Below are 13,497 nucleotides of genomic sequence, written 5' to 3'. Positions count from 1 at the left end.
TATCTGCGCCAAGCATAGGGAATCACATCATACGTGATCTGGGAATCCTGAATCTGAAAACACGCGACACGCTCTAGGCGGTGCCTGCACTAAACCACTACCGGCTCGCGCCGGTAGGATTTGGGATATACTTTCAGGCAGACCTAAATTTCGTAGAGATTACCGCCCCAAATCATCCCGCACGGCGGAATTGTACCGGTTTGCCTCCGGAGGTTTGGAACTGCACGACTTGCGAAATCAGGTTTTCGACATTGGTCAGCAAACTGGTGTTGGATTGGGCCATCTGGTCCACCATACCGGCATTTTGTTGGGTGACGTTATCCAGATGTCCGACGCCAGTGTTGATTTCGTTGAGCGCGATGGATTGCTCTTTGGCGCCTTCGCTGATGTTGCTCATCGTGCTGCTGATCGTGCCGATGCTCTGAATGATATTTTTGAGTTCGTTTCCGGTGCTGTTCACCAGATCGACACCACGCGCGACCTGATCGCTGCTGCGCCCGATCAGGGATTTGATTTCTCCTGCGGCCTCTTGAGACCGATGGGCGAGACCCCGTACCTCTGACGCGACGACCGCGAAGCCGCGCCCGGCTTCGCCTGCGCGGGCGGCCTCGACCCCGGCATTGAGGGCCAGTAAATTCGTCTGGAATGCGATGTCGTCAATCACCGAGATGATTTTGGAAATTTCGGTCGAGGAGGTTTTGATTTCGGCCATTGCATTCATTGACCGCTCTACGATCTCTTCACTTTGTCGGGCGCTGGCGACAGTCGCGGCGGCCAGTTGCTCAGCATCCTGAACGCTTTCCGTTGAAGATTTCACTGTTGTGGTTAGCTCTTCCAGCGAGGCTGCGGTTTCTTCCAATGTGGCCGCCTGTGACGTCGTACGCTGTGATAGCTGAATTGATGCGCTGTCCATTTGCTGGCTGATCGTGCGCACTTGGTTGGCGACGTCTGCAACCGTTTTCAGGATTTCATCCATCCGCTGCGTCGCTTTGTTATATGTGGTGCCAATTTCGTCGAGGTCCGGTACGTCAAAATGATGCAGCTTATGCGTCAGATTGCCATTGCTAAGAGAGACCATCGCCTTGCCAATTTCACTGACTGCACTGCGGCGTTTGGTGATATTTGTCGCGATTTTGACCACAGATGCGATCTTGCCATCCGGTCCGGATACGCCTGAATAAGTCGCCTGAATCCAGATGATCTTGCCAGATTTGGTGACCCGTGGAAACTGATCGGTGAACGTGACACCCTTTTCGAGTTTTGACCAGAAATCCCGATATTCTGATGACCGCGCGTAATCGGGATCGACGAAAATGCTGTGATGTTTGCCTTCGATTTCAGGTAGCCGATATTCGAGCGTTTTTAGAAAGTTTTCATTCGCGGTGATAATCTTGCCATCCACAGTAAAGCGAATGACAGCTTGCGTCCGGTCAATCATCTCCAAAAGGGGGTCACGGATGGTTTCATCCGTTTTGGATTTTGAGAAAAAGTACATTGACCCTCCGCATAGAAACACATGACGTTCGGTTCCTAGTGCAGAGGTGTTACCAGAGTGTTGATCTATCAGCGGAAACAGAGCTGTGGCTTCTGCGCTACCGCACGCGCATTTCAGATGCCTGACGGTGTTGTGACATTTTGCCGACACCGCACCAAAATCAGCGCCTCAGCGCCTCCGCCACCGCCGGTGCAAAATAGGTCAATACCCCATCGCAGCCCGCCCGTTTGAAGCTGAGCAAACTTTCCAGTATGACCTTTTCACCATCCAGCCAGCCGTTCTGCGCTGCAGCCTGCAACATCGCGTATTCGCCTGACACCTGATAGGCATAAGTGGGCACGCCAAAGCTGTCTTTGACCCGTCGACAGATATCCAGATAAGGCATGCCGGGTTTGACCATGACCATATCCGCGCCTTCGGCAAGGTCACGGGCCACGAGGCGCAATGCCTCATCACTGTTGCCGGGGTCCATCTGATAGGTGTTCTTATCCCCGCTCAGTGCCGCTGATGCACCGACCGCGTCGCGGAAGGGACCGTAGAAACTTGATGCATATTTGGCGGCATAACTGAGGATTGTTACGTTATGGTGTCCTTCGGCCTCGAGCGCTGTGCGGATCGCGCCGATCCGCCCGTCCATCATGTCTGACGGACCAAGGATATCGGCCCCGGCATCGGCCTGCGCCAATGCCATCTTGACCAGTGCCGCGACCGTACGATCATTCACGATCTCGTCGTTTTCAACAAAGCCGTCGTGCCCGTTGGTATTATAAGGGTCGAGTGCAATATCTGTCATCACGGCGATATCGGGGGCGGCATCCTTGATGGCGCGAATGGCCTGGTTGGTCAGGTTGTCCGGGTCCCAGGCCATGGCGCAATCTTCGGTCCGCGCGTCCATACCGGTGTAGGGAAAGATGCAGATGGCGGGGATGCCGAGGGACTGTGCCTCGACGGCCGCTTTCGCGATCCGGTCGACTGTCTTGCGGCTGACACCGGGCATGGAGGCCACAGGCGTTTCATCATCTTTGCCATCCATGACAAAAACCGGCCAGATCAGGTCATCGACCGTCAGCGTGTTCTGCCGTGAGAGCGCGCGCAGGGCGGGTGAGTTGCGCATCCGGCGCAACCGCGCGGCGGGGAAGGGAGCGATGATCGGGTCCATGGCCGAGCCTTTCTGCATTTACGAGCTTGGTTGCATGGATTTAGATGCTTCACAAGTCTGGGCAAGGGCGGATCGCGGCGCTAGTGTCCCGTCCATCAGTCACAAAAATGAGTCTTCAAAACAGTGCATTGGAATAACGCGGTTTTTCATGTCATCGATTTACGGACCTTTTCCAATATTTGGTACTGGCTCGCGGTTGGGGTAACATGGTCAGTGCTTAGCCACTGGATCATCGGGGTTCCGTTTGACATGATCTATCGGGCCCGCAAAGAAGGCGGCGCAGCTGCCCATGATCTGGACCAGCTTGTGGCGATCAATGTGCGCCGCCTGATGCAGTTGAGCCATATTGCAGGGCTGTGGTTGTCTGCGTTTGTGGCCTTTATTCTGAGCAGTATCGCGATGATGGCGTTTTATTACGGAAGCGAATTGGCGCAGGGCATTCTGTTGCTGATGTTGCCTGTAACGATCGTTGCGGTGATGAACTTGCGAAAAAGCCACCAATATGAGCTCAAGCAGCCTACCGGGAAGGTTCTGATCAAGGAACTGCTGCACCTGCGGCTGATCATCCAGAGCATTGGTGTCGTCGCGATCTTTTTCACGGCGATGTATGGTATGTATTTCAACCTGTCGGTCCCTGTCGGCTATTGAGCAGTTGACATGTCCGCGCCGCGCGGTAGTTCAGCCTGCATGTCTGATCCCAAACATTTTACTGTCAGTGGTGCACCGGAAGGGTTCGATGCGCAGCTGATCCTGAAAGAGACCGCAAAGGGCGGCCCTGTCATACATGTCGCGCGCGACGACAAACGTCTGGCCGCGATGCAGGCTGCGCTTGCGTTCTTTGCGCCGGATATGCCGGTCTTTACTTTTCCCGCTTGGGATTGTCTGCCTTATGACCGCGTGTCCCCCAACGCCGATATTTCAGCATCCCGCATGGCAACGCTGGCCGCGTTGGCCCACGGGATGCCCGAACGCTTTGTGTTGCTGACATCTTTGGCGGCGGCGACCCAGCGGGTCCCGGGGCGCAGTCTGCTGCGCGAGGCTGCGTTTACCGCGATTGTAGGTAATCGCGTGGATGAAGATGCGCTGCGCAACTTCTTGGTGCGTATGGGTTTTACCCAAAGTCCTACAGTGATGGAACCGGGTGATTATGCTGTGCGCGGTGGGATCATCGACATCTATCCGCCGGGGCAGTCCGGGCCGGTCCGGCTGGATCTGTTTGGCGATGTGCTGGATGGTGCGCGCCGCTTTGATCCCGCAACGCAGCGGACCACAGAGAAGTTGACCGAGGTGGAACTGGCGCCAGTGTCAGAGGTCATTCTGGATGAGGCCGCGATCACGCGTTTTCGTCAGAACTATCGCATCGAATTCGGTGCGGCAGGGACTGATGATCCGCTTTACGAGGCTGTGTCGGCAGGCCGCAAACATGCCGGGGTCGAACATTGGCTGGGCTTCTTTCAGGACGATTTGGAAACGCTGTTCGATTACCTACCCCGCGCGACAGTGACACTGGATGACCAGATGACGCCAATGCGGCTGGCGCGCTGGGATAGCATCAAGGACCAATATGGCACGCGGATGCACGCGTTAAGCCGGAAGGGCCGGATGGATAGCGTGTATAAGCCTGCGCCGCCAGAGCTGCTCTATCTTGATGATGCGGCTTGGATGGCTGCGGTTGCAGATAAGCGCGTATTGCAATTCTCGCCAAACAAACAGGCCACTGGTCCCGGTGTGATTGACGCGGGTGGACGCACGGGGCGCAATTTTGCACCGGAGCGGCAGCAGGAAAACTTAAGTCTTTTTGGTGCCTTGGCCGATCATATTCGCGCATCGCTGGACTCTGGGCCGGTGGTGGTCGCGTCCTATTCCGAAGGCGCGCGCGAGAGGCTGGAAGGCTTGATCGAAGATGAGGGGATCGCCGAGGCAATCCCTGTTACAGATTTCAGCCGCGTCGGCAAACGGGGGCTGCATCTGGCGGTCTGGCCGTTGGACCACGGATATGAAGCCCCCGGTCTGACCGTGATTTCGGAACAGGATGTGCTGGGTGACCGGTTGATCCGCCAGACCAAGCGTAAACGCCGGGCCGAGAATTTCCTGAGCGAAGCCAACAGTTTGGCACCCGGTGATTTGGTAGTCCATGTGGATCACGGTGTCGGTCGTTTTGTCGGGATGGAGGTGGTGACCGCATTGGGTGCGGCCCATGAATGTTTGCTGCTGGAGTATGCTGAGGATTCAAAGCTTTATCTGCCAGTCGAGAATATCGAGCTGCTGTCGAAATACGGCCACGAAACGGGCCTGTTGGACAAATTGGGCGGTGGCGCGTGGCAAGCGAAGAAAGCCAAGCTGAAAGAGCGTATCCGCCAGATCGCCGAACGGCTGATCCGTGTTGCAGCAGAGCGCGAGCTGCGCACAGCGCCCGCGCTGGACCCACCGGATGGTATGTGGGATCAATTCTTAGCGCGCTTTCCTTACGCGGAAACGGATGATCAGCTGGCGGCGATTGCCGATGTACTAGAGGATCTGGGCAGCGGTCGTCCGATGGATCGGCTGATCTGCGGCGATGTGGGCTTTGGTAAGACCGAGGTGGCGATCCGCGCGGCCTTTGTCGCGGCGCTATCAGGCGTTCAGGTGGCGATTATCGCACCGACCACGCTGTTGGCGCGCCAGCACTATCAAAGCTTTGCAGAGCGTTTCCGGGGCTTTCCCGTCAATGTCCGGCCTTTGTCGCGGTTCGTGTCCGCCAAGGATGCTGCGTTGACACGTGATGGGATCAGCAAAGGTACGGTTGATATCGTGGTGGGCACCCATGCGTTGTTGGCGAAGGGCGTGAAGTTCAAGAACCTTGGCCTACTAGTCATTGATGAAGAACAGAAATTCGGGGTACAGCATAAAGAGCGGCTTAAGCAGTTGCGCACCGATGTGCATGTGCTGACCCTGACTGCCACACCGATCCCGCGTACGCTACAATTGTCGCTATCGGGCGTCCGCGACCTGTCGATCATCGGCACACCGCCCATCGACCGACTGGCGATCCGCACCTATGTCAGCGAATTCGACACGATCACCGTGCGCGAGGCGTTGTTGCGTGAGCATTACCGCGGCGGGCAGAGTTTCGTGGTCGTGCCGCGCATTTCGGATATGGCCGAGATGGAAGACTGGCTAAAACGCGAAGTGCCCGAAGTCAGCTATATCAGCGCCACAGGCCAAATGGCGGCGGGTGAGCTCGACGACCGGATGAACGCGTTTTACGACGGAAAATATGATGTCTTGCTGGCCACGACGATTGTGGAAAGCGGTCTGGATATCCCAACCGCCAATACAATGATTGTCTGGCGTTCCGATATGTTCGGCCTGTCGCAGCTCTATCAGATCAGGGGCCGCGTAGGCCGGTCCAAGACCCGCGCCTATGCTTATCTGACGACAAAACCGCGCCAGAAACTGACGGATACCGCGCAAAAACGCCTGCGGGTGCTGGGGTCGATTGATAGTCTTGGGGCTGGGTTCACCCTGGCCAGCCAAGACCTTGATATTCGCGGTGCGGGCAACCTGTTGGGCGAAGAACAGTCCGGCCAGATGCGCGAAGTGGGGTACGAGCTGTATCAACAGATGTTGGAAGATCAGATTGCAGCGATCCGGTCTGGTGCGGCAGAAGGTATCATCGACGATGGCCAATGGGCGCCGCAGATCAATCTGGGCGTGCCGGTGCTGATCCCCGAAGATTATGTGCCCGATCTGGATGTGCGTCTTGGCCTTTATCGCCGCTTGTCAGAGCTGACCACCAAGGTGGAACTGGAAGGTTTTGCAGCGGAACTGATCGACCGGTTCGGGACGCTACCGAAAGAGGTGAACACCCTGATGCTGGTGGTGCGGATCAAGGCGATGTGCAAACGCGCCGGGATTTCGCAGTTGGATGCGGGGCCCAAGGGCGCCACGATCCGGTTCCACAATGACAAATTCGCCTCGCCCGAGGGGTTGGTGGCGTTTATCCATGATCAGCGCGGCACGGCAAAGGTGAAGGACAATAAGATCGTCATCCGTCGAGATTGGGAGAAAGAGCGCGAAAAAATCCAAGGCGCGTTCAACATCGCACGGGATCTGGCAAGCAAGCTGGCACAGGAAAAGAAGAAAGCAAAGTAGGAGCGTAGCGCCGCCACCGTGTGCAACGCAGTCCCGGACCCGATCCGGGACCTCTGCCTATTGTCACGCTTCGCCGGGCCGCTTGATCCGCGTTGTCAGATAAAGCGCGAGGCTGGCGCAGATCAGCATGCCGATACCCATCGGGATTGGTGTGCCATCGAACATCAACCCAACCGGGACGGCGATGAACACAGCGCCTACCGTTGCCACCGCTGCGATAACAGAGGCTGCGAGACCTGCGATATGGCCCATGTCTTCCATCGCGAGCGCGTTGAGATTGCCGATGGTCAGCCCGGCCTGAAAGAAACTGGAGGCAGTCCAGAAAACATAGATGCCGAAGGCTAGCCAGTAGGGGCCATTCAGCAGGGTGATCCCGACCATCACAAGTGTGATCACGATCTGCGCCATGTACATCGCCTTGATGATCGCACGCATGCCGACCCGTACCACTAACCGCGCGTTCAGTAGGCTGGCAGATGACGCGACAATAGCGATCCCGCCGAACCAAAGGTGAAAGTATCCGCCTTGACCAAAGGTGATGTCGAAAATCTGCTGGGTGGATGACAGCGTGATGAAGAGCATTCCAAAGGTCAGCGTTTGGATCAGGATCGACAGGCGCGCGGTGGGATGCGCGAACATCTCTGCCACGGCGCTGCCAAGGGCCTTGGTGCTGAGGGGGCGGCGGTTTTCGGGGGCCAGTGTCTCTGGCTGGCGACACCAGAGCCAGAGCATGGCGATTAGTGAAAAGAGTATGAAGGCCGCAAAGATTGCCCGCCAGCCGAAGCCCAGCATAATATAGTGCCCCAGCGTAGGTGCCAGCGCTGGCACCATGGAAAAGACGACCATGACGAAGGACATTATTCGCGCCATATTGGCCCCGGAATACAGATCGCGGATCAGCGCCATGGCAACCACACGTGGTGCCGCGGCGCCGAGCCCCTGAACGACCCGTGCTGCCAGCATGATCTCGATGTTCGACGCCAGCCATGCGGCGATGCAGCCGATGATATATAGGATTGTACCGCCGATAATAATGGGTTTGCGCCCATAACGGTCGGACAGCGGGCCGGTGAACATCGTGCCAAGCCCCATGCCCAGCACAAAACTGGTCAGGATCAGCTGCGCCAGATTGAGGTTCTCAGGCGTCAGTTCTTGCCCGATTTCGGGTAGGGCCGGAAGCATGCCATCAATCGAGAACGCGATGGTGGCTGAGAGCATCGCCATCAGGGCGATGAACTCTGTTTGGGAAATACGTTTCATGGTCAAATCCAGACAGTGATAGGTCAGGGCGGCAGCCGCCCCTTTACGGCGCGCGCGTCACCCCGTGCCAGTCGTCAATTTGCCATGGCAGCGCTAGGTTCATTATTCGGCCTGATCCAGCTGTTCCATGATCTCGCCAATGATCTTGACCCAAGTCTCAGGCGGTTGCGCGCCGGGCACCGCATGCTGGTTTGCGACGATAAATGTGGGGACAGAAGTCACCCCCATCTTGCGGCTATGCGCATCGCGGGCCTGAATGTCGGCCGTATCGGCATCAGAGGCGAGCAGTTTTGTCACCATGGCTGCGTCCATCTCGGCCGTGTCGGCGATATCGGCCAGTACTTCGTGGCTGCCAATGTCGCGCCCGTCAACGAAATAGGCTTTGAAAAGCAGGTCAACGACAAAGCTTTGCCGATGTTCGATCCCGGCCCAATGGATCAGCCGATGCGCGTCAATGGTGTTTGGAGTTTTTTCGATCTTGTCGAAATTGATCAGCGCGCCGGATTTTTCGGCGTGTTCGACCACGGGCGCATAGGCTTGCACGGCACCTTCTTTCCCGCCGAATTTACCTTCGAGATAGGCACGCCGGTCCATTCCGCCAGCGGGCATGTCCGGGTTCAGTTGGAATGGGTGCCATTCGACGGTGAACGGGTGATCCGGGAACTGTTCCAGTGCCTTGTCCAGATTGGTTTTGCCGATATAGCACCATGGGCAAATCGGATCGGAAATGATATCAAGTTTGACCATACGCGGTCTCCCATTCGTGCTGCAGCACTTTTCATTGGCCCCGCGTGGCAGGGTGTGTGTGACGATAAGGGCGTCCGTTCTTTCGCCCGCAATGCGCCAAGTTAAGGTGGGTCTATCACGTCTGTGGCCACGTAAAAGGTTGCAATGATGCGTGGCCTGAGCATGAGTACAAAACGCGGGCTGCGTGAGTAGTCAGCGTCAGTCCTATGTGTTCGGTCCCGGCATCTTGTGGATCGGATTTAGGATGAATCGCTCTGGCTGTGAAGTCCAGATTTTGCAGGTGTATTCGTAATGCGTGAGACCGCTAAGCGTCTTGAGCCGACGAGTGAAGTTATAGGCGTCCAGGACGTCGCTGAGATGGCTGCGCAACTCTTCGTGGCTGTCGTAGTGATACCTTGTGACTGTCGCACCGATGATGAATTTGTCCCATAGTGCTTCCTCCCAGTCCAACGAAAGATCACACCATCAAACCGTGGGATCAAACACATAGATGTCCAAGTCGTTGGGGCTGAACACTTGTATTACTTCGTTGACTGGACAGAGAATAAAAGCGTATTTGCAGTCAGGAAAATAACATGAGACCGTAAATGCCCCAGTCTGCCACCGCAAATATCATAAAGATTCTCGAAAGCGACTTTTCCAAGATTGTAGAGGCATGGCTTGGCACGCAGGTGCGTGAGGGGGTTAAGCGATCTGACCTGTTCTCGGATGACGAAAGCCGGGCGCAGAATGCTGAATTGCTGAAGAGCTTCTCAAAGGGTGTGCGCAACGCGACGGTGGACAGCGATTTCGACTTTACAGATGCCGAATGGGAAGATCTGCGCGCGGTGCTCGCCGATGTCACCAAAGATCGTGTCAGCCGTGGTGTGACCCCGACCGAGATGGCGACCTTTGTACTGGCGCTGAAAGCCCCGCTGTTCAAGCAGCTCGAAACGCAGTTGAAAGACGATCCGGCAGCGCTAATCCAAGAGGTTCTTTTGGTCACTCGTCTGGTGGATGCCTTCGCAATCTACACCAATGAGGTCTTTATCGCCGAGCGCGAACAGATCATCGAACGTCAGCGCGAAGAAATGCTTGAGCTGTCGACCCCGGTGGTGGAGCTGTGGGACCGGGTGTTGACCCTACCGCTGATCGGTACGCTTGACAGCGCTCGCGCGCAGGAAGTGATGGAAAACCTTCTTCAGACTATTCTCGATCGGCAGGCCGAGGTTGTGATTGTCGACATCACTGGTGTAGGCACTGTGGACACGCAGGTCGCACAACACCTGCTACGTGCCGCTGCGGCGGTCCGCCTGATGGGGGCCGAATGCATCATTTCCGGCATCAGTCCAATGATCGCGCAGACCATGGTGCAACTCGGCATTGATGTGGGCACAGTTTCCACCAGATCAAGCATCCGTACCGCACTAGCTGACGCGCTTAAGACGGTCGGCTATTCGATCCAAAAGACACGGGACGCCTGAGATGTCGGCTGTCACCTCGATCCATCTTGTCGAGGACGCATTGCTGGTGTCGATCCAGGACGATGTGACCGATACTGAGATCATGGACCTGCAGGATACCCTGTCTCACAGGATCGCGGATGAAACGGTGCGCGGTGTGATCCTAGACATCAGCGCGCTTGAGATCGTGGACACTTTTGTGGGCCGGATTATTGCGCAGCTTGCCAGTATCTCTCGGCTTCTGGACGCCGAGACATATGTCGTCGGGATGCGGCCGGCGGTCTCGGTCACGCTTGTCGAACTTGGCATGTATCTGCCGGAAACCAAGACCGCGCTTAGCCTCACCCACGCTCTGTCTCAATTGCGGCGTGGCTGACCCAATCAAGCCATCTCCTCCGACGCTGCTTGCCCGGTTAGCCCTGAAGGAAAGTCGCGACGTGGTCGCCGCGCGTCAAATGGTGGCGCGCGAAATGAAGGCACACGGCGTTTCGACTATTAAAGTCACACGCTTCACGACAGCGGTCAGCGAAATCGCACGAAATGTTATCGTGCATGGCGGAGGGGGTGAGATTTGCGTTTGCCTTGACAGCCGCGCGCAATATCTGGTTGTGGAGTGCCGCGACAAAGGGCCAGGAATCGAGGATATTGAGCGAGCAATGATGGACGGGTTCACCACAGGCAGAGGGCTGGGCAAAGGGCTTGGGGGGGCGCGTCGCTTGTCACATGGCTTTGAGATCGTGACAGAGCCGGGTAACGGTACATTCGTGCGGATGAGCACAAAGCTATGAAACGTTGGATTGATATCGATGACCGCAGCGCCGTGGCAGCGATACGTCGCTTGGCCCGTCGCTACGCCACCCAGATTGGGCTGTCGGACTTGCGGCAGGACGAACTGGCAATCGTCGTAACCGAGGCAGCAACCAACATCCTGCGTTATGCAGACCGCGGGCGAGCGCTGATTGAAGTGATCCGCCATCCGGGACTCGAGCGGCTTGTCTTGCTCTTCTCTGACAACGGGCCTGGCATCATGGATGTCGACCGGATGTTTCTGGACGGTGCAAGCTCAACTGACTCTGCTGGCATGGGGCTGGGTGCTATCCGGCGACTCTCGGACAGTTTTGACATTTTCACATCTACCGAAGATGGCACCACAATCGTATGCACATTTGACGCGCTGAATACACCGATCTCGACCGCCGTCGACGTCGCTGGCCTACGCGTGTGCCACCCGGCCGAAGAGGTTTGCGGCGACGACTGGTTGTTGCGCCAGACACCACGGTTGACGGACATTCTGCTTTGCGACGGGCTGGGGCATGGCAGCCGCGCGGCCGAGGCTGCGGCAGAACTGATTGCGGCGGCCATAGCAATCTCTGGCGACCCGATGCAGACATTGGCGCACGCGACCAGCAGCCTCGTCGGGACACGCGGTTCCGTGGCCTCGATGATCCGGATAGATACGCAAGAGATGAAACTCAGCTACGCCGGGCTAGGTAACATTTCAACGATCTGCATCAGCGGTCAAGGTATCAGGCGGTTTGCGGTCCGCGACGGTCGCGTCGGTGGCGCACCAAACCGTGGGTTTGAGGACGAAGTTCAACTTGCGCCGGGGGATTTGGTGATTTTGCATAGCGATGGGCTCAAGACATTGCGGGATGATCATCTTCGCCCTGGGCTGCTGCACCGCAACCCGCTTCTCATCGCGGGCTTCCTGCTCGACCGTGCGTTTCGCGGCCGCGACGATGCCAGCATTGTTGTCGCGCGGCTATCAGCAGGAGGGTCTCTTGGATGAAGACAGCCCGACTGACCACTGTTCGGCTGGAACAAAGCGCGGATATCGTCCGGCTTCGCGACGTCGCGATGGCTCTCACCAAGGTTTTGAAATTCAGTACGTTCGAGCATACGCGGACGGTCACCGCGATTGTTGAACTCGGTCGCAACGCGATTGAGCATGGCCGCAAAGGGCGGGCCAGCTTCGCGATTGCAGAGGTCAAGGGATGTCCTGCTCTTTCATTGTCTGTACTGGATCAGGGGCGCGGCATTCCAAGCGATCGTTTGGAGGGTGCGGCCACACCTGGATCGACAGGTGGCCTTGGATTGGGTCTGCGCGGTGTTCAGCGGATTGCGGAACAATTCCACGTTGAGACCGGTAGCGAGGGTACGAAGATCAACGTCACCTTCCGATCTGCGAGTTTACTGATCAGCGCTGAGACCCTCGTGCGCGAGGCGACAGATGCGCTCCAAGATATTGAGTCGACGGATCCGGCGGCGGCGCTCACACAGCAAAACCGCGAGCTTTTGGAAACATTGGCCGATCGCGATATGATACTGAAGGAAATGCACCATCGGACGGGAAATAATTTAGCACTGATTTCGGCGCTTATCCGAATGACAAAATCACACGCGTCCAATAGCGAAACGCGAACTGTTCTCAGCCAGCTTGAAACACGTGTTGGCGCCCTGTCCAACGCACATAAACTGATGCAGAAATCCGCAAATGCGGGAACTTTGATGGCAGAGGACCTATTACACGCCGTGGCGGCAAACGCAGAGAGCGCGTTCACCGCACCGGATATGAATATCCGTATCAACGTAAATTGCAGTCAGCTAGAGTTGGATGGCAGACTTGGATTCGACATTGGCCTGATCGTTGGCGAACTCATCACAAATGCCTATAAGCATGCGTTCAGCGGGCGCACAGATGGTGAAATCGCGGTGAATCTGACGCCTACACCCGAAGGCGGCATGCAGCTGGAAGTTTCTGATGATGGCGTCGGCCTGGCCCCAGGCGCAAGCCGCCCAGAGCGATCAAGTTCACTTGGCTGGCAGTTAATCCGGGCCTTGAGCTTTCAGCACGATGCAACCTTGAATGTGACAGGGGACGACGGTTTGACCGTGCAGATCATATTTTCGCCCACTCACTAGCTTTCGTGCAAATTGGAATTTGTGCAAAGTTCCTAAATTGTTTTCGTTTCAGTTAACAAGTATCGTTTAAAGCGGAGCAATTATTTTTGGCGTTTGCGTGTCAAAGCGAGCATTGCGTTTGCCACAGCAGAAGGTTCGTTTCGAAACAGCTCACGAATGGATTTCTGCTTGAATTCAGACGAAGCCTGCAAAAGGAACTGACAGAAATGGATTGGGTGAATCTGTGCGAATTCAATTTATCATTCGCCAGATGCCGTTCGAAACCGGAACGCTCTAGTTTGCGAACGGTTTACCGCTTGCGTCTACGTCGCGACAAGCTGGATTTGAGGAGCTGACAT

The 13,497-nt window shown here is 56.5% G+C and carries 11 protein-coding genes and 1 pseudogene; 7 read left to right on the top strand and 5 right to left on the bottom strand.

The window, feature by feature from the left end; genetic code table 11:
* Window positions 1-172: 172 nt before the first annotated feature.
* Entirely contained in the window at window positions 173-1,495 is a 1,323-nt protein-coding gene (locus tag ACJ5NV_RS19320) for a methyl-accepting chemotaxis protein (RefSeq protein ID WP_411646380.1), read from the bottom strand.
* Between the two features lie 160 nt (window positions 1,496-1,655).
* Complete coding sequence (hemB, locus tag ACJ5NV_RS19315) at window positions 1,656-2,654, bottom strand: porphobilinogen synthase (protein ID WP_411646379.1); 999 nt, start codon at window positions 2,652-2,654, stop codon at window positions 1,656-1,658.
* Between the two features lie 123 nt (window positions 2,655-2,777).
* Between hemB and ACJ5NV_RS19310 the strand changes: the two genes are divergently transcribed.
* Both ACJ5NV_RS19310 and mfd read left to right on the top strand, forming a co-directional pair.
* Entirely contained in the window at window positions 2,778-3,302 is a 525-nt protein-coding gene (locus ACJ5NV_RS19310; RefSeq protein ID WP_411646377.1) for a component of SufBCD complex, read from the top strand.
* A gap of 39 nt (window positions 3,303-3,341) precedes the next feature.
* Window positions 3,342-6,788 carry a transcription-repair coupling factor gene (mfd, locus tag ACJ5NV_RS19305; RefSeq protein ID WP_411646375.1) on the top strand — a complete coding sequence of 1,149 codons (3,447 nt, stop codon included), beginning with the start codon at window positions 3,342-3,344 and terminating at the stop codon, window positions 6,786-6,788.
* Window positions 6,789-6,851: 63 nt separating this feature from the next.
* Here mfd and ACJ5NV_RS19300 read toward each other — a convergent pair whose 3' ends face one another.
* From ACJ5NV_RS19300 to ACJ5NV_RS19290, 3 genes and pseudogenes are all read right to left on the bottom strand, one after another.
* Window positions 6,852-8,048: a multidrug effflux MFS transporter gene (locus ACJ5NV_RS19300; protein ID WP_411646374.1), complete on the bottom strand. Its 1,197-nt coding sequence runs from the start codon at window positions 8,046-8,048 to the stop codon at window positions 6,852-6,854.
* A gap of 102 nt (window positions 8,049-8,150) precedes the next feature.
* Window positions 8,151-8,795, bottom strand: a complete 645-nt coding sequence (locus ACJ5NV_RS19295; RefSeq protein WP_411646372.1) for a DsbA family oxidoreductase — start codon at window positions 8,793-8,795, stop codon at window positions 8,151-8,153.
* A 204-nt stretch (window positions 8,796-8,999) separates the two neighbouring features.
* Window positions 9,000-9,203, bottom strand: a pseudogene (locus ACJ5NV_RS19290) (IS481 family transposase); the annotation flags it as partial.
* Between the two features lie 179 nt (window positions 9,204-9,382).
* On the opposite strand from ACJ5NV_RS19290, the gene ACJ5NV_RS19285 reads away from it, so the two are divergent.
* From ACJ5NV_RS19285 to ACJ5NV_RS19265, 5 genes are all read left to right on the top strand, one after another.
* On the top strand, window positions 9,383-10,258 hold the full coding sequence (locus ACJ5NV_RS19285; protein WP_411646370.1) for an STAS domain-containing protein: 876 nt from the start codon (window positions 9,383-9,385) through the stop codon (window positions 10,256-10,258).
* A 1-nt stretch (window position 10,259) separates the two neighbouring features.
* Window positions 10,260-10,613: an STAS domain-containing protein gene (locus ACJ5NV_RS19280; RefSeq protein WP_411646368.1), complete on the top strand. Its 354-nt coding sequence runs from the start codon at window positions 10,260-10,262 to the stop codon at window positions 10,611-10,613.
* 61 nt (window positions 10,614-10,674) lie between these two features.
* Window positions 10,675-11,025: an ATP-binding protein gene (locus tag ACJ5NV_RS19275; protein WP_411646366.1), complete on the top strand. Its 351-nt coding sequence runs from the start codon at window positions 10,675-10,677 to the stop codon at window positions 11,023-11,025.
* Window positions 11,022-12,026: an ATP-binding protein gene (locus ACJ5NV_RS19270; protein ID WP_411646364.1), complete on the top strand. Its 1,005-nt coding sequence runs from the start codon at window positions 11,022-11,024 to the stop codon at window positions 12,024-12,026. The genes ACJ5NV_RS19275 and ACJ5NV_RS19270 overlap by 4 nt, the downstream gene beginning before the upstream one ends.
* Window positions 12,023-13,159 carry a sensor histidine kinase gene (locus ACJ5NV_RS19265; RefSeq protein ID WP_411646362.1) on the top strand — a complete coding sequence of 379 codons (1,137 nt, stop codon included), beginning with the start codon at window positions 12,023-12,025 and terminating at the stop codon, window positions 13,157-13,159. The genes ACJ5NV_RS19270 and ACJ5NV_RS19265 overlap by 4 nt, the downstream gene beginning before the upstream one ends.
* The last annotated feature ends 338 nt before the right edge of the window (window positions 13,160-13,497 follow it).

Source organism: Loktanella agnita (genome assembly GCF_046640325.1).
GTDB lineage: Bacteria > Pseudomonadota > Alphaproteobacteria > Rhodobacterales > Rhodobacteraceae > Yoonia > Yoonia agnita.
The sequence above is the reverse complement of the archived record's forward strand: the minus strand, read 5'-3'. Positions and strand labels throughout refer to the sequence as shown.

Bases quoted from the DNA above. Each gene is read 5' to 3' on its own strand.
- ACJ5NV_RS19320 (WP_411646380.1), bottom strand. From the start codon at position 1,495: ATGTACTTTTTCTCAAAATCCAAAACGGATGAAACCATCCGTGACCCC.
- hemB (WP_411646379.1), bottom strand. From the start codon at position 2,654: ATGGACCCGATCATCGCTCCCTTCCCCGCCGCGCGGTTGCGCCGGATG.
- mfd (WP_411646375.1), top strand. From the start codon at position 3,342: ATGTCTGATCCCAAACATTTTACTGTCAGTGGTGCACCGGAAGGGTTC.
- ACJ5NV_RS19300 (WP_411646374.1), bottom strand. From the start codon at position 8,048: ATGAAACGTATTTCCCAAACAGAGTTCATCGCCCTGATGGCGATGCTC.
- ACJ5NV_RS19295 (WP_411646372.1), bottom strand. From the start codon at position 8,795: ATGGTCAAACTTGATATCATTTCCGATCCGATTTGCCCATGGTGCTAT.
- ACJ5NV_RS19285 (WP_411646370.1), top strand. From the start codon at position 9,383: ATGCCCCAGTCTGCCACCGCAAATATCATAAAGATTCTCGAAAGCGAC.
- ACJ5NV_RS19280 (WP_411646368.1), top strand. From the start codon at position 10,260: ATGTCGGCTGTCACCTCGATCCATCTTGTCGAGGACGCATTGCTGGTG.
- ACJ5NV_RS19270 (WP_411646364.1), top strand. From the start codon at position 11,022: ATGAAACGTTGGATTGATATCGATGACCGCAGCGCCGTGGCAGCGATA.
- ACJ5NV_RS19265 (WP_411646362.1), top strand. From the start codon at position 12,023: ATGAAGACAGCCCGACTGACCACTGTTCGGCTGGAACAAAGCGCGGAT.